The sequence below is a fragment of the Caldinitratiruptor microaerophilus genome (genome assembly GCF_025999835.1).
Classification (GTDB): domain Bacteria; phylum Bacillota; class Sulfobacillia; order Symbiobacteriales; family ZC4RG38; genus Caldinitratiruptor; species Caldinitratiruptor microaerophilus.
In genome coordinates, this window is record NZ_AP025628.1 from 1585473 (window position 1) to 1601109 (window position 15637).

General features: G+C 73.1%; 12 protein-coding genes. 2 read left to right on the forward strand and 10 right to left on the reverse strand.

Annotated elements, in window-relative coordinates; translation table 11 throughout:
* The first annotated feature begins 134 nt into the window (after positions 1–134).
* On the forward strand, positions 135–398 hold the full coding sequence (locus caldi_RS07690; protein WP_264844514.1) for an AbrB/MazE/SpoVT family DNA-binding domain-containing protein: 264 nt from the start codon (positions 135–137) through the stop codon (positions 396–398).
* On the forward strand, positions 391–777 hold the full coding sequence (locus tag caldi_RS07695) for a type II toxin-antitoxin system VapC family toxin (RefSeq protein WP_264844515.1): 387 nt from the start codon (positions 391–393) through the stop codon (positions 775–777). Before caldi_RS07690 ends, caldi_RS07695 begins: the two co-directional genes overlap by 8 nt.
* A 19-nt stretch (positions 778–796) precedes the next feature.
* Here the strand turns inward: caldi_RS07695 and caldi_RS07700 are convergent, their stop codons facing one another.
* From caldi_RS07700 to caldi_RS07745, 10 genes are all read right to left on the reverse strand, one after another.
* On the reverse strand, positions 797–1507 hold the full coding sequence (locus tag caldi_RS07700; protein WP_264844516.1) for a hypothetical protein: 711 nt from the start codon (positions 1505–1507) through the stop codon (positions 797–799).
* A gap of 75 nt (positions 1508–1582) precedes the next feature.
* Complete coding sequence (locus caldi_RS07705) at positions 1583–1810, reverse strand: hypothetical protein (protein WP_264844517.1); 228 nt, start codon at positions 1808–1810, stop codon at positions 1583–1585.
* A gap of 51 nt (positions 1811–1861) precedes the next feature.
* A complete protein-coding gene (locus caldi_RS07710) occupies positions 1862–5914 on the reverse strand; it encodes a UvrD-helicase domain-containing protein (RefSeq protein WP_264844518.1) in 4053 nt (1350 codons plus the stop codon).
* A gap of 6 nt (positions 5915–5920) precedes the next feature.
* Entirely contained in the window at positions 5921–9487 is a 3567-nt protein-coding gene (addB, locus tag caldi_RS07715) for a helicase-exonuclease AddAB subunit AddB (protein ID WP_264844519.1), read from the reverse strand.
* Positions 9488–9552: 65 nt separating this feature from the next.
* On the reverse strand, positions 9553–10110 hold the full coding sequence (locus tag caldi_RS07720; protein ID WP_264844520.1) for a regulatory protein RecX: 558 nt from the start codon (positions 10108–10110) through the stop codon (positions 9553–9555).
* Positions 10094–11134 (reverse strand): recombinase RecA, encoded by a 1041-nt coding sequence (gene recA, locus caldi_RS07725; protein WP_264844521.1) that lies wholly within the window; start codon positions 11132–11134, stop codon positions 10094–10096. The genes caldi_RS07720 and recA overlap by 17 nt, the downstream gene beginning before the upstream one ends.
* Before the next feature lie 71 nt (positions 11135–11205).
* Positions 11206–11796: an RNA 2',3'-cyclic phosphodiesterase gene (gene thpR / locus caldi_RS07730; protein WP_264844522.1), complete on the reverse strand. Its 591-nt coding sequence runs from the start codon at positions 11794–11796 to the stop codon at positions 11206–11208.
* A 60-nt stretch (positions 11797–11856) separates the two neighbouring features.
* A complete protein-coding gene (locus caldi_RS07735) occupies positions 11857–13452 on the reverse strand; it encodes a DEAD/DEAH box helicase (protein ID WP_264844523.1) in 1596 nt (531 codons plus the stop codon).
* A gap of 701 nt (positions 13453–14153) precedes the next feature.
* On the reverse strand, positions 14154–15368 hold the full coding sequence (locus caldi_RS07740; protein ID WP_264844524.1) for a methane monooxygenase/ammonia monooxygenase subunit B: 1215 nt from the start codon (positions 15366–15368) through the stop codon (positions 14154–14156).
* Complete coding sequence (locus tag caldi_RS07745; protein WP_264844525.1) at positions 15365–15628, reverse strand: hypothetical protein; 264 nt, start codon at positions 15626–15628, stop codon at positions 15365–15367. The genes caldi_RS07740 and caldi_RS07745 overlap by 4 nt, the downstream gene beginning before the upstream one ends.
* Positions 15629–15637 lie beyond the last annotated feature (9 nt).

Below are 15637 nucleotides of genomic sequence, written 5' to 3' on the forward strand. Positions count from 1 at the left end.
GGTCATCGGCTCCTTTGGGAATGGCGCGCACGACGACAGGGTTCGTCTCGTGATTGCCATGAAGCATCGGTCATGGTATTGTAGTCCCGAAGTGGCACCCGTATATTCTTGTACCACGACGGAGGTTCGGCTCCATGTTGGACAGAGAGCGGAGCGAAGTGCGGACGAAGGTTGCCGACGGAGGCCGTCTCGTCATCCCGGTGGAATACCGAAAGGCTCTGGGAATCCAGATTGGAGACGACGTGATCCTTCGCCTCGAGAAGGACGAAATCCGCATCATGACCCTCGAGGGAGCCATCCGGCGAGCGCAGGAGGCGGTGCGCCGTTACGTCCCCGAAGGGCGGTCGCTCGTCGACGAACTGGCGGCTGAGCGCCGGGTAGAGGCCGCGCATGAGTAAGTGGGTCCTGGACGCCTCCGCCCTGCTCGCGCTGCTGAACAACGAGCCCGGAGCCGAGCAGGTGATGGCGGCGCTCCTCGAGGGTGCCGTCATCAGCGCAGTCAACCTGTCAGAGGTCACAGCCAAGCTTGCGGACGTCGGCATGCCGGAAGCGGAGATCCGGCAAGTCCTTGGTCCGCTGCCCATGGATGTGGTCCCTTTCGACGCGGAATCCGCGTACCAAACCGGCCTCTTGCGAGTCCATACCCGGGAAGCAGGTCTTTCGCTCGGCGACAGGGCTTGCCTCGCGCTGGCGAAACAGCTTGGAAGACCCGCGCTGACCGCAGAACGAGCATGGGGACAGCTCAAGTCTGACGTCGAGGTCCGCCTGATCCGCTGATCGGGCCGGGGGATCGCCCTCACCGCGCCACGGCGAGGACGGCCAGGTCCCCGTCTGTCGTGATCTGCTCGCCCAGCTGGGGCTCGTCGAGCCCCTCCACCATCGTCACGCGAAAGGTCAGGGAGGCCTGGACGGCGCGCCCGTCGACCTCTACCCGCTGCCCGGCGCGCACGCGGGTCGTGAGCGCGCCGCGGCGGAAGTCGCCCGCCGCCCGGCCGTCGACGAGGAGGCGCGCCCCGGGTGCGGACGGCTGGCTGATGAGCGTCACGGTGATTCGCCCCTCACGGACCGGCCCCAGGGCCGGGGCGACCTCGCCCTGCCCGGCCGCGCTCGCACCGGCCGCCCGCTCCCGTGCCGGGGAGGTACCGTCCCCGGTTCTCGGCAGGGAGGGGCCGCCCCCGGTGCCCCGCTGGGACGTCCCGCTTGTGGCGCCCTGCGGCGGCGTCCGGCCCGTGTCCGGCGTCACGGTGGGAATCCCGGCCAGATCGCGGCGCGCCAAGAGAGCCTCCCAATCCACGCCTTCCAGGCGGTCGGCGAAGACCGCCAGCCGGCGCAGGGGAGGCTGGGTGAGAAGCATCTGGACCAGCACCAGCGTGACCAGGCCGAGGATGGTCAGGTGCAGCAGGAGCCGCTCCACGTGCTCCAGCCACGACGGGGCCGGGGAGGGTGGCCCGTCGTCCCACGCGGGCTCCTGCGCGCGGCGGTAGCGCTCCCAGCGGTCGTCCTCCACCGGCGCCACCCCCGCTGTCCAAGATGTCCCCCGGGTATTCTTATGTCCTGCGGGTCCGTTTATCCCGGACCGGCCTCAACCGGCCTGGGCGCCCGCCCGTTCCTCCTCGCGGGAGGGCCAGCGGTTCAGCTCCTCCAGGGCCTCCTCCTCAGAGGAGAAGATGGCGTCCGTCCCCACCGTCCCGAACCGGTGGATCCCCTTCTTCACGCCCTCCTTCTCGAAGGGCTCACGCTCGAGGATGTACCAGCGCTGCGCCCCCGGCGCCTTCCAGATGATCAGGTCCTCCCGGTACAGCTTTGCCAACCCCAAGACCCCTCTTCCGTCCCCGCGCAGGTCGGGCGTGTTCCTGGTCCACTACTGTATCAGACCGCCGGCAGCGCCGGCAACGGGCCCGACGGGAACGTTGACGCCCGGGCGCAGGAAGGCGAGCCATACCTCCCGCACAGGGCGCCGCAGCACCTCGCCCAGCACCCGGGCGTAGGTCAGGACCTGCGGCCGGTGCCGGTCGGCAGCTCGCCCGGCCTCCTCGGGACCGACGTCATCCGTCTTGAAGTCGATGATCACGAGGCCCCCGTCCGGCTCCTCGAGCACGCAGTCGACCATCCCCTGAAGGGTCACCCGCTCGCCGGCGGCCTGCTCCGGATCCAGGTCGGGGAAGACCTCGGCGGCCGGCACCCCGGCCGTGAACGCCACCTCCCGCCGCACCCGGTCGGGTGCCGCCCGGAGGCGCGCGCCGAGGGGGGAGGCGAAGAAGCGGGCGAGGTCGGCGACCGGCACCGCGGCCGCCTGCTCCGCCGTCAGCACTTCCCGCTCCACCAGCACCCGCACCTGGCGGGCGATGTCCGCCTCGTCGAGGGCAGCGCCCAGGTCGAGGAGCTGCAGCACGCGGTGGGTCGCGGAGCCCGCCTCGGCCGGGGTGAGGGTCGCGGGCTGCGCCTGCAGGAAGCGGGGCCGCGCGGGGGTGAGGGCGCGCAGGCGGGCCGGCTCGGGATGGACGGCCCCGGCCCACTCCGGCCCCTCGGCGTCCTCGTCCGGGCCCGAGGGGCCGGCATCCGGACCCCGGCCCCAGTGGACGAGGTCGGACACCGTGGTCTTCGCGCGCCGGCGAGCCACATCCGCGTACGGGTACGTCCAGCGCAGGCGCAGAGCGGCGTCCCGGTGAGGGCCGGGCCCGTCGAGCGTCACCCCGGGCAGCGGCTCGAGGCCGCAGAGGCGCTCCCGGAGGTCGAGGAGGTCGGACCCCTTGCCCCCGGGCGGCGCCACGACCGGCTCGCGAGGGGCGCCGCCTGCTCCGGCGGCCACCGCCTCGGCCGGCGACAGGATCGCCACGTGCCAGCGGGACGGGTCGGCAGCCACGCCGGGGTCGGCGGGAACCCCGGCCGCTTCCGTTCCGGCCGACCCCGCCCCCGCCGCCCACCGCCGCAGGGGCGCGCCGCCGGCATGGCGGCAAAGGGCCGGCCCCAGCCAGTCCAGGTAGGCGTTGGCGCCGGCGAGGAGCCCGTCGGGCAGCGGCCAGCCCGTGTGGCACGCGGCTAGGTCCGCCCAGGCCGGGATCGAGCGGGCGGGCGACGCCACCGTGCCGACGAGCACCAGCCGCTCGCGGGCCCGGGTGAGCGCCACGTACAGGACGCGCATCTCCTCGGCCAGGGCCTCCTGCCGCAGGCGGGCCGCGACCGCGCGGTGGGCGAGCGAGGGGTAGCGCAGGCGGAGGTCCGGGTCCACGATCCGGGGCCCCAGTCCCAGGTCCCGGTGCACCAGCAGGTCGCCCTGCGTGTCCTCAAGGTTGAAGCGCCTGCCCAGGCCCAGCACCACCACGACGGGGAACTCGAGCCCCTTGGCCTTGTGGATGCTGAGGATCCGTACCACGTCCTCCCCCTCGCCCAGCGGCGAGGCCTCCGCCATGTCCTGGCCGCGCTCGCGCAGCCGCTCGACGAAGCGGAGGAAGCGGAAGAGACCCTGGCGGCTGAACTGGTCGAACTGGCGGGCCCGGTCGTGCAGGGCCAGCAGGTTCGCGTGGCGCTGCGCGCCCTCCGGCAGGCCGAGGGCGTGGTGCACGAGCCCCGTCTCCTCGTACAGGTGCCACAGGAGGCGGCTCAGCGGGAGCCGCCGGGCCAGGCCCCGCCACGTCTCCAGGCGCTCCAGGAATCCCCTCAGCCGATCAGCGAGGGCTGCCGGGACGGCCTCACCCCCCTCGCCCGCCGCCGCCGCCCGTACCGCGCCGTAGAAGTCGGCTCCCGGCGCGGCGAGGCGGATGCGGGCCAGGTCCCCGGCGTCGAGCCCCACCACGCTGGAGCGCAGGACCGCCGCCAGCGGGATGTCCTGGCGCGGGTTGTCGATGACCGCCAGGAGCGACAGGACGGTCTGCACCTCCACCGTACCGAAGTAGCCCGAGCCGGCGTCGGCGTAGGCGGGGATCCCGGCGGCCTCCAGGGCGGCCGCCACCACGGCGGCGGCGGGGCGGAGCGACCGCAGGAGGATGACCACGTCCCGGGGCCGGAGCGGCCGGTAGCGCCCCTCCTCGCGATCCCAGATGAGGGTACCGCCATCGAGGAGGGCCCGGATCCGCCCGGCGGCGAGGGACGCCTCCCGTTCGAGGGCGGTCATCTCCGCCTCCTCGTCCGCACCGGCTGCAGCGCCCTCCGCCGGCTCACCGCCTGCGGGCTCCGCCCCCTCCGGATCGTCCCCGCCGCCCTCGCCTGCGGACCCCTCCTCGCCGGCGGAGCCGCCCTCGCCCCGCGTTCCGGCGATGAGGTACATCTCCACCGGCGCCTCGCCGGCGGGCGGACCCGGGGGCCACGGCGCCGGTGCGGCCCCCGGCGGTGCCGGGGCCGGCCCGTCCGGGCCACCGGAGGGCTCGGAAGTGGCGGGGGGCTCCGGATACTCGGCACCGGGCACGAGCTCGGCGGCCCGGTCGTAGGCGACCTCGCCGGCGCCCGGGGTCATGATCTGGCGAAAGAGGAAGTTCACCGCGCGGAGGACGGAGGGACGGCTGCGGAAGTTGGCCTGGAGGTCGATGCGCCGGCCGGGTCCCTCGCCGTCCCGGGAATACCGGTGGTACTTGTCCAGGAAGAGCCGGGGCTCCGCGTGGCGGAACCGGTAGATGCTCTGCTTGACGTCCCCCACCATGAACAGGTTCGGCGGCCCCGCCTCGCCGCCGTCCCGGGAGACGAGCGTCAGGATGGCGTCCTGCAGGGGGTTGATGTCCTGGTACTCGTCCACGAGGACGGCGGCGTACCGGGCCTGCACCTCCCGGGCGACCGCCGAGGGCGCCAGCGTCCCCTCGGGCGCCCCGGGGTCGAGCAGGACCTGGAGGGCGAGGCGCTCGATGTCGTGGAAGTCGACGAGCCCGCGGGCCGACTTGGCCGTCGCGTACTCCCGGTCCAGCTCCCGGACCAGCCCGACCAGCGTCCGCACCAGAGGCGCCAGGGACCGGAGCTCCGCGAGCAGGTCCCCCAGCGGCCGGCCCGGGACGCCGCCCGCCAGCTCCTGCCGCACGACCTCCTTCACCCGCTCGCGCAGATCCGTGACGGTTTTCTTCAGGTCGCCCCGCACCGCATCGGCGCGCAGCCGCGGCAGGGTGCCGAACTCGAACCCCAGAAGCCCCTGCCGGAGGTCCTCCCACGTCCCGGATCGGGCCGTGCGGAGGAGCACCTCCAGCCGCGCCAGGTCCCCGGCCAGCACGTCTCCGTAGGCCGCCGGACCCCCGGGCAGGGCGGCGAGACGGAGGGCCCGCCGCAGGAGCCACACCGCCTCCTCGAGCCGGCCCGCCACCTCGGCCTGCACCGACGGTACCCACGGCTCTCCGCTCCCGGGCGGGTCCTCGAAGCGCGCGGCCACCTCCTCCAGCCACCGCCAGGGCCACGGCATCTGGACCGCCTGGGACCAGAGGGCCTCCACCGCCTCGCGGAGGCGCGCGTCGCCCCGCAGCCCGCCGTACCGGTCCACCAGCGCCAGGAAGGGCTCCGGGTCGGGCGCGGCGTACGCCGCCTCGAAGACGGCGTCCAGCGCCTCCTCCCGCAGGAGGGCGGCCTCGTGCTCGTCGGCCACCCGCACGCCGGGATCGAGGCCCAGGCGGTAGAAGTGCTGCCGCACGAGCCCGAGGCAGAACGCGTGCAGGGTGCGGATGGACGCCCGGTCCAGGAGCGAGAGCTGCCGGCGGAGGAAGGCGCTGCCGGGGTCCCGGGCGAGGGCGGCCTTCACCTCCCTCGCGATGCGCTGCCGCATCTCAGTTGCCGCCGCCTCGGTAAAGGTGACCACCAGGAGCCGGTCCAGGTCGAGCCCGCCCAGCACCCGGCGCAGCACGCGCTCGACCAGCGTGGCCGTCTTGCCGGCCCCCGCGGCGGCCGCCACCAGGACCCGGGTGCCCTCTGCCTCGATCGCCAGCTCCTGCTCCGGCGTCCAGCCCATCGCCCCTCACCCCTCCTCCGCCGGGTCCGGCCTGCTCGCCGGGTCAGCCCCGTCTGCATCGTCCAGGAGCGCCCACACGTCCCGGTCCCGGGCGCGGGGGAGCGTGCGGAACCGGTCGCGCTCGGTGCGGGGGTCGAGCCGGCACACCGCACGGTACGCGCAGGTGGCGCACGGGGTGGCATCGCCCAGCCGGTACGGGGCGATCCGCACGTCGCCGGCGAGCATCTGCCCCACCAGACCGGCCAGGCGCCCCCGCACGTGGCGGAGGAGCCGCCGCAACCTGGCAGGCGGCAGGGCCCCGGAGCGGCTGTCGACCTGGCCGTCCTTCTTGATCCGGGCGGGTACCAGCTCCCCGGCCCCCTCGGCCTCCATGAGCCGGACCACGGCCGGGTCCGCCAGCACCACCCCCCGCATGCGCAGCGCGCGGCGCCAGGCGGCCAGGGCCTCCTCCGGACTCACCGGGCCCGACCCGGAGAGCGGCGCGGCGGCCAGCGGGAAGTACAGCAGGCCGGCGGGCTCGGCCGGCGCGCCCACGAGCCGGTCGGCCCCGGCCAGGGCGACCAGCAAGTAGACGGCCAGCTGCAGGGACAGCCCGTGATACAGCTCCGCCGCGCGCAGCGCGCGGGCGGTGCTCTTGTAGTCGACCACCCGCAGGTACAGGCGCCCGCCCGGCCCCTCGGCGGCGTCGACCCGGTCGATCCGGCCCCGCAGGACCACCTGCCGGCCGCCCGGCCCCGCCACCGCGAGCCCCGGCAGTCCGTCCGCCTCCCCGAAGGGCAGCTCGACGGCCACCGGGCGGAAGCGCCCGCGGCGGGCGTGCTCGGCGAGCACCAGGACGGCCCCGGCGAGCGAGCGGCGCACCTGCCGCATGAGGTAGCGCTCGAGCCCGGTGGGGACGAGCCCCTCCCCCCGCAGGCGCGGCGCGAGGTCGTCCAGGAGCGCGCCGATCCGGCGCTCCGCCTCCGCCGCATCGAGCCCCTCCCAGCCGGCGGGGTCCCGCTCCAGGTCGTGCGCCAGGCGCTGCAGCGCCGCGTGCTGCACGAACCCCAGCTGGGGCGGCCCCACCTGGAACACGGCGCGCTCCCGGAGCCCCAGCCCGTGGGCGGCGAAGTGCTGGAACGGGCAGGCGGCCAGGCTCTCGAGGCGGGTCACGCTGGTGCGGATCACCGGCCCCCCGTACAGGCGCCCGGCCACCTCGGGGTCTACCGGCGGTGGGTCGTTCCGGTAGGCGAGGCTCGACAGCACCGGGCGCGCGAGGGGCGCCGCGGCCGGGTCCGTGACCAGCCACTGGTACACCTTGAGCCAGGGTTCCAGGGATTCGCCGGAGACCCCCATCGGGCCCGTCCCGGTTGCCGGAAAGCCTGCGGACGAGGGTTCGAGGGCGCGGCGCAGGCGCGCCGCCACCCGCCCCGCCAGCTCCGGGATGGTGGCGGCCCCGGCCGGGTCGTCCTCGCCCGCCGCTTCCATGTGGCGGCGCGGGGCCTCCGGCAGGAGTTCCTGCACCCGCACGAACACCGACGACGGCCATACCGCGCGGCCCCGGTCATCGGCCAGGGGGCAGCTCAGCCAGAGGCGCTCGCGGGCCCGGGTCAGGGCGAGGTACACCCGGAACTGTTCCTCCAGCGTCACCTGCCGGGCGGTGGGGCCGAGCTCGAGCCCGAGCTCGGCGAGCCGGTCCCGGTCGGGGTCGCTCAGGATCACGTCCTCCGACCCCGCCCGGGGGAACACCCCGTCCGCCACGCCGAGGACGAACGCCGCCCGCAGGTCCGGGTGGCGGGACCGCTCCACCGACCCCACGACGACCTGGTCGAGCCCCGGGGGGATGAGGCCGACCTCCAGCCCCTCCAGGCCCGCCTCCACCACCTCGAGGAACTCCGCGAGGGTCATCGCCTGGTCGCCGAGGCTCTCGACCACCTGGTCGAGCAGCTCCAGCACGCCGCCGTACACCTGCATGTGTTCCTGGGCGGCGTCGGGGTCACCGCGGGCGTCGGCCTCGGCACTCCAGTGGAGGAGCTGCCCGTGGACGCCAAGGGCCTCAAGGAAGCCGTGAAGGGCTTCCGCCAGGGCGCGCACCGGCGCCGGTGCGCGCCGCGCGGGCCCGAGCCGCTCCTGCAGCTCCCGCAGGGCCGCCGTGGCCCCGTCCCGGATCCGGTTCACCTCGGCCAGCCAGGCCGCCTCCGCCTCGGACGGTCCCCCGTCCTCGTCGAGCGTGAAGCGGCGCCGGAACCGCCACGGCTCGGGCCGGTACCAGGCCGGCCCGCGGATGCCGTGCTCCAGCACGTAGTTCTCCAGCACGTCCACGTCGGCCCGGGGCACGGGGACCAGGTCGGTCTTGAGCAGGCGGAAGACCGGCTCGTAGGCCCAGTCCGAGATCACCACCTCCAGGGCGGAGCGGACGAGTTCCACCAGCGGGTGGTGAAGCACGGGCCGGCGCCGGTCGACGAAGTGCGGGATGCCTTGGGAGGCGAAGACGGCAGCGACGAGGTCGTGGTACTCCCCCAGGTCCCGGACGATGACCGCGATGTCCCGGAAGCGGTACCCTTCCTCCCGGACGAGCCGCAGGATCTCGCGGGCGGCCGCCTCGACCTCGGCACGGCGGTTCCGTGCCGTGACCAGGGCCACCTCGGGCGCCGGACCGCTGAGCGGCACGGCCCCGGGATCGAAGTACGCGCGCTCGAGGTGGGCCAGGGCCGGGGCGGCCCGGAAGCGCACGGGAGGGTCACCGCCGTCCAGCACCCGCGGCGGCTCGACCCGGACCCCCTGCTGCCGGGCGATGCGGCGCAGCCGCACGTACGTGGCCGCGGTCGGGTGGAAGACGTCCTCCGGCGCCGGCTCCACACCGGCGTCGAGCCGGTCCAGCAGGCGCCCGTCCAGCGTGAGGGCGACCTCGACCCGGCGCGCCACCGGCAAGAGCGCCTCCAGCACGGCGAACTCCTGGGGGGTGAAGCCCTGAAAACCGTCGACCCGGACCTCGGCGCCCCGGACGAGCGACGAGGAGGGGAGCTGGCGGGCCAGGAGGGTCAGCGAGTCGTCCGGGTCGGTGAAGCGGCCGGCGAGGTACGCCCGGAAGTCGGCGAAGAGGAGGGCGAGGTCGTGCAGCTTGGCGGCCAGGGGGCTGTCGCCGGCGCCGGCCTCCTCGAGGGCCCGCCGGGCGGCTTCCAGGCGGTCCGGCGTGACTCCGTACGCGTGCATCTCGCTCAGGCTGCGTGCCAGGCGGCCCGGGAACCCGGGCCGGCCGGCCACGCGGCGGAAGAGCCGGAGTTCCCCCGCCCGCCGGGCCAGCAGCGCGCGCAGCACCATCCGCCGGCCGAGTTCGCCGATGGCAGGCCGGGCGGCGCCGCCCACCTCCGTGAGCACACGCCATGCGAGCCGGCGGAAGCTCAGGACGTGTGCGCGCACGAAGCCGGGCACCCGGGCCAGGAGGGCCTGTTCCATCTGGAAGGTGGCCTGCTCGGGCACCAGCAGGATGAGCGGCGGGCCGTCGGGGGCCCGCTTCAGCTCCGCCTCGATGGCGTCCAGGAAGAGCCGCGTCTTTCCCGTTCCCGCCCGCCCCACCACGAACCGCAGCGCCAAGGCGATCCCCCCTTTCCGCGCGTGCACCGGCGCACCCGGCAGAGTCGGGTAACAGGGCGCGTCCGTCAGAGCGGTTCGTCCGAGGCGTCCGGGTCCGGCGCCGCGAGCACCCGGCGAAGGACGGACGCCACCACCTCCGGCTCGAAGCCGCGGCGGGCCAGGAGCCCACTCAGCCGCCGCCAGGCCGTGCGGCGGTCGGCACCGCCCATCCGGGCGAGGCGCGACCGGGCCAGGGCCTCCGCCTGGGCCTCCAGCTCCGCGCTCCCGAGGTCGCCCACGACCTCCGCGACGATGTCCGGCGGCACCCCACGCCGGCGCAGCTCTGCCGCCAGCCGGCGCGGCCCCTGCAGGGCCCACCCCTGGCGGTGGGCCGCCACGTACTGGCGCGCGTACTCCCGGTCGTCCAGCCAGCCGCGAGCGGCCAGGTGGCTCAGGGCTGCGGAGACGGCCGCCTCGGAGAACCCACGCCGGGCCAGCCGCCGGCTCAGTTCCTCCGCCGTCAGCGCTCTCCGACCCAGATGGCGGAGTGCGGCCGCCAGGCAGCGCTCCGCCTCGCCGCCCTCGCCACGGCGGTCCCCGGCTGACCCGGCGTCGGGTTCCTCCGGCTCACTCCGCCACGCCATCCGCATCCACCGCCGGCTGGGCCTTGATCGCGCCCGGCAGGAGACGCTCGCGCACCTTCTGCTCGATCTCGTCGGCCAGCTCCGGGTGCTCCTTGAGGTAGATCCGGGCCGCGTCGCGCCCCTGCCCGATGCGGTGGTCGCCGTACGAGTACCAGGCCCCGCTCTTCTGGATGATGGGCGGGTTCAGCTCGGTCGCCACGTCGAGGAGGCTCCCCTCCCGGGAGATCCCCTCCCCGTAGATGATGTCGAAGTCGGCCTGGCGGAAGGGCGGCGCCACCTTGTTCTTGACGACCTTCACCCGGGTCCGCGACCCGATGACCTCCTGACCGGACTTGAGGGTCTCGATCTTCCGCACGTCCAGCCGCACCGAGGCGTAGAACTTGAGGGCCCGGCCCCCCGGGGTCACCTCCGGGTTCCCGAACAGGACCCCGACCTTCTCCCGCAGCTGGTTGATGAAGATGGCCACCGTCTTGGACTTGGAGATCGCGCCGGTGAGCTTGCGCAGGGCCTGGGACATGAGCCGGGCCTGCAGGCCCACCTGCGCCTCCCCCATCTCCCCCTCGATCTCCGCCTTGGGCACCAGGGCCGCCACCGAGTCGACCACGACCACGTCGATCGCGTTCGACCGCACGAGCGTCTCGCAGATCTCGAGCGCCTGCTCGCCCGTGTCCGGCTGCGAGACCAGGAGGTTGTCGATGTCCACCCCCAGGTTGCGGGCGTAGACCGGGTCGAGCGCGTGCTCCGCGTCGATGAAGGCGGCCACCCCGCCCCGCTTCTGCGCCTCGGCGATCACATGCAGCGCCACCGTCGTCTTGCCCGAGGACTCCGGCCCGAAGATCTCGACCACTCGGCCCCGCGGCAGCCCGCCCAGCCCGAGGGCGATGTCCAGGGCGATCGACCCCGTGGGGATGACCTCCACCTGGGCCGTGCTGGACTCGCCGAGCTTCATGATGGCGCCCCGGCCGTACTGCTTCTCGATCTGGGCCATGGCCATCTCGAGCGCCTTCTGGCGGTCAAAGCCCATTGTAAATCCTTCCCTTCAATTCCATCTGATTACCACTATACATCCGGGCCGTTCCGGGGACAAGCCGGGAGCTACAGCGGGAATCGGGACAGCGGCGTGTACACGGGGCCGTCCGGCCGGAGGTCGCTCCGGTAGAGCACCACCTCGGTCACCGGCTGCCGCCCGAACGACGGCCGGGCGCTCCGGCGCAGGGCGCCGGCCACCTGCGGGGTGCTGCCACCGGCGGGAAGCCGCCCCAGGGTGAGGTGGGCCGTGAAGGGCCGGGGCTCGGGGGGGAAACCGGCCGCCACCAGGGCCGACTCGACCCGGAAGGCGAGCTGGATCAGCCGCGCGCCGCCGTCGCCGCAGCCGGCCCACAGCACCCGGGCGGCATCAGGCCGCGGGAAGGCGCCGAGACCGGCGATCTCCAGGTCAAAGGGCCCCGCTCCCGACACCGCCCGCTCCAGCGCGGCGCGGGCGACCTCAACCTGCGACGCCGGGATCTCGCCGAGGAACTTCAGGGTGAAGTGGAACTGCCCGGGCCGGACCCAGCGGGCGCGGACGCCGGCCTGGCGCAGGGTCGCCTGGGCGGATTCGAGCGCCGCCACCAGGGCGGGCGAGTGGACGGGCACCGCGACGAAGGTGCGGATGGGCTGCGCTTCCTTGTCGGAGATCGCACACATGTTCGCATCAACCATTTTAAGGCAGCCGGGCGCCCGTCGCAAGAGGGGGCTGCCCGGCCCTCACCGCTTCCTGGCCGGCTCGATGTTGATGGTCCGGCCCTTGATCGTCGACTCCTGCATGGCCGCCATGACCTGGCCGGCGACCTCCTTGGGCACCTCCACGAAGGTGAACCGGTCGTAGATGTCGATCGTCCCGATGACGTGGCCCGGGATCCCCGCCTGGCCGGCGATGCTGCGCACGATGTCGGCCGGCTGGACACCCTGGGCGCGGCCGATGTTGATGAAGAAGCGCACGAACCCGGGCTCGGCGCCGGTCTCCCCGAAGTCGGTGGGCAGCGGCGCCGGCGGAGCCTGGTCGCCCGCCGCGACCTTGAGGGCGGCCGCCAGGAGCTCCTCGGCGGCGTAGTCCTCCTGCAGGAGGTCCCGAGCGACCTCCCGGAAGTAGCCCAGGTGGCCCTCCTCCAGGGCCTTCAGGACCCGGGACTTCAGCGTTTCTCTCTGGCGCTCGGCGATGTCGGCCAGGGACGGGAGCGGGCGCCGCTGGATGCGCTGGCGGATGCCCCGCTCGATCAGCCGCAGCTGCGGGAACTCCCGGGACGTGATGAGGGTGATGGCCGTCCCCGACCGCCCGGCCCGCCCCGTGCGGCCGATGCGGTGCACGTACGACTCGGGGTCCTGGGGGATGTCGTAGTTGATGACGTGCGTCACGCCCTCGATGTCGAGGCCGCGGGCGGCCACGTCCGTGGCCACCAGCAGCTCCACCTGACCACCGCGGAAACGCTCCATCACCCGGTTCCGCTGGGCCTGGTTCATGTCGCCGTGGATCCCCTCGGCGAGGTAGCCCCGCCCCTGCAGGGCCTCCGTGAGCTCGTCGACGCCCTTCTTCGTACGGCAGAAGATGATGGCCCGTTCCACGTTCTCGGCGTCGAGGATCCGGGTGAGGGCCTCGGTCTTGAGGGCCTGCCGGACCTCGTAGAAGAACTGCTCGATCTGCGGCACCGTCAGCTGCTGCGGGCTCACCTGCACGAACTCCGGGTCCCGCATGTACCGCTGCGCCAGCCGGCGGATCTCCTCCGGCATGGTGGCCGAGAAGAGCATGGTCTGCCGGTCCTGCGGCGCCTGCTGGATGATCCACTCGATGTCCTCGATGAAGCCCATGTCCAGCATCTCGTCGGCCTCATCGAGGACCAGGATCCGCAGCCGGTCGAGGCTCAGGACGCCACGGCGCATGTGGTCCATGATCCGCCCGGGCGTACCCACCACGACCTCCAGGCCGGCGCGCAGGAGCCGCACCTGCCGCTCGATGCTCTGCCCGCCGTAGATGGGGCCCACGCGCACCCGGCTGAACCGCCCGATGCGTCCGATCTCCTCCGCCACCTGGATGGCGAGCTCCCGGGTCGGGGTGAGGACCAGGGCCTGCGTGGCCCGCACCCGCGGGTCGATCTTCTCGACGATGGGCACGCCGAAGGTTGCCGTCTTGCCCGTGCCGGTCTGGGCCTGGCCGATCAGGTCCTTCCCCGCCAGGAGCAGGGGGATCGCCCGCGCCTGGATCGGCGAGGGCTCCTCGAAGCCCATCTCCGCCAGGGCGCGCAGCACCCGGTCGGAGATGCCCAGATCCTGAAAGCTCGTCTTCTCGTAAGATGTAGCCTGGTCCATGTGCCCTCGAATCGCTCCCGTCGCCGGACCGTGTCTTGCCTTCGCATCCCTCCTAAGTCTAACCCAGCCTTTCTCCCGCTGTCACCGGCGCGTCGAACGGCGGGTCATGACCCCGCCCGTGCCCTGGCTGTCCCGTGGAACAGGACATCGTTCTGGCGATGAGGAATGCCTTTGCCCAACTCGCAAAAGTTGCGAGTCAAGATCTGGCAACGAGGTTCAATCTGTGCGACTGGACCGGCCGAAACGGCCTGATACGTTGACATAACACCTTGTTTCGGCAAACCTGGGCCGCCTCCCGCCCCCCGGACCCCCCTTTCGCCGACCGATGCCACCGCCCCCACCCGCAGATCCTGATACAAAGCGGCAAGCCTCACCTATCAAGATGTGCGTTTCGTTCCATCCAGGGTGACGGCGTTTCGGCCAGAGGGCCCGCCTGCCAACGTACACGGGCCACGCCGGCGGGTCCGGCCAGACCCACCCCGGTCTCCCCTGCCCGGCAGCACCAAACCACCCGCTCGAACTCTCCCCGGACAACCCGGTCGAGATGGACCTGCGCCGACAGGCGGTCTCGCACGCTGTCCGAACCGCCGCGGTGCGCTGCGCGGAGACTCATGTGCCCCGTCCGGCCCGGCACACCACGAAGGACGGCGTCCGTCCGCCGGACGCCGTCCCTGATCCTCACCCGCCTGCGCAAGCCGGGCTCAGAACCTCGTGGGAACCAGGCTCGACTCGACCGTGATCCGGTTGCGCTGCCCCCCGGCGTCCTGGACCGTGAACACCCCGGCCACCGACATCTGCGACTGCTGCACCGGGATGAGCTTCTCGTCCTCCCAGGCCGGGTCCTGGATCGATACCTTGAACCGCTTCGTCTCCCCGGGTCCCACCGTGCCTTCCGGCTCCACCGCAAACAAGTGCGGGTACCCGGGGTCGGCCGTCGCCCGGTTCACGAAGGTCAGGTTCGATGTGGTGAACTCGACCAGACGGACGGGCTCGTTCCCCAGGTTCGTCACCTCAACCTCCATGGCCAGCGTGTCCGTATCGGGATCGTACGTGGCCGCCGTTGCCCTGGCCTCGGCAAAGCGCAAGGGCTGGGCGATCTCCGGTGGCTCGAACCGGATGACCTGCTGGGGGATCCGCACCGGGAAGGCCCGCTGGATGTACATCCAACCGGCGGCAAGGAGAACGACCGCCAGGAGAGCCACCACGTTGACGAACCGGTGATCGGCCTTCGTGATGAGGCCGACAGCCGCGCCGTCGTCGTTGATCGGCAGTTGGCTCGTGACCGCTAGCCGCGTCACCGTCGGCTTCGGCCCGGTCCAGTACCACATCCACCATAGCCCCAGGACGAGGCCGAAGAGGGCCCACCCCACCACGAACCCGGTCTGGTAGCGCTCCAGGTCCACGGTCCTGCCGTCGAAGAGCGTCACCAGGTTCCGGAATCCGCCCGCCGCCTCCTGCACCGTGATCCACTGCCCCGGCCCCAGGAGCGAACCGGCGCCCTCGATGGCAAGCACCGGGTGCACGTGCCACTGGCCCGGCCGGCGCCCTTCGACCGTCATCCGGAACTCGTAGACCCCACCCTTCCGGACGAAGATCGAGCCGGGCGCCGGCTTGCCGTTCACGATCCTCTCCTTCATCACCACCACCGGACCCGGCGCCACCACGCCCAGGTACGCCACCTCGGGCTCCGGTAGCGTAGGCGGCCAGGTCTCCAGGATCTTCGCCGTGCCCGTGATGGTCAGGGACTCGCCCTGCTTCACCGTGTCCGCGGAGAACCTCACGTCGAAGAAGGCGACGGTCTTCTGCCTCAGGAATGCCTCCTGAGCGCGCTCGCCGTGGGCGAACACGCCCGAGGTCAGTCCCACCGAGAGCCCGATGGCCAGGGCGAACGTGAAAAGAAGCCGCTTCATTCTCATTCCCGTTCACTCTCCCTGCCGTTCCGGGGACCGTCCCCGCGCGGCACCACCGGTCCGCCCCGGATGACCTCCGCCAGTCCCGGCACGACCTCGTCCCACGCCATGACGAGAAACCCTGCAACACCCAGAAGCACCGAGAGAAGGGCCGGGCGGGTGATGTCGACCTCTGAGTCCGCACCGCCGTGCGCCAGGGCGAGCGGCGCCTGCAGCCACAACGACCCCATGACCGTCAAGACGACGGATACGAACCGGCGCCTCACCGATCACCC

Bases quoted from the DNA above. Each gene is read 5' to 3' on its own strand.
- thpR (WP_264844522.1), bottom strand. From the start codon at position 11,796: ATGTGTGCGATCTCCGACAAGGAAGCGCAGCCCATCCGCACCTTCGTC.
- caldi_RS07710 (WP_264844518.1), bottom strand. From the start codon at position 5,914: ATGGGCTGGACGCCGGAGCAGGAGCTGGCGATCGAGGCAGAGGGCACC.
- caldi_RS07690 (WP_264844514.1), top strand. From the start codon at position 135: ATGTTGGACAGAGAGCGGAGCGAAGTGCGGACGAAGGTTGCCGACGGA.
- caldi_RS07720 (WP_264844520.1), bottom strand. From the start codon at position 10,110: ATGGCGTGGCGGAGTGAGCCGGAGGAACCCGACGCCGGGTCAGCCGGG.
- caldi_RS07740 (WP_264844524.1), bottom strand. From the start codon at position 15,368: ATGAGAATGAAGCGGCTTCTTTTCACGTTCGCCCTGGCCATCGGGCTC.
- recA (WP_264844521.1), bottom strand. From the start codon at position 11,134: ATGGGCTTTGACCGCCAGAAGGCGCTCGAGATGGCCATGGCCCAGATC.
- caldi_RS07735 (WP_264844523.1), bottom strand. From the start codon at position 13,452: ATGGACCAGGCTACATCTTACGAGAAGACGAGCTTTCAGGATCTGGGC.
- caldi_RS07695 (WP_264844515.1), top strand. From the start codon at position 391: ATGAGTAAGTGGGTCCTGGACGCCTCCGCCCTGCTCGCGCTGCTGAAC.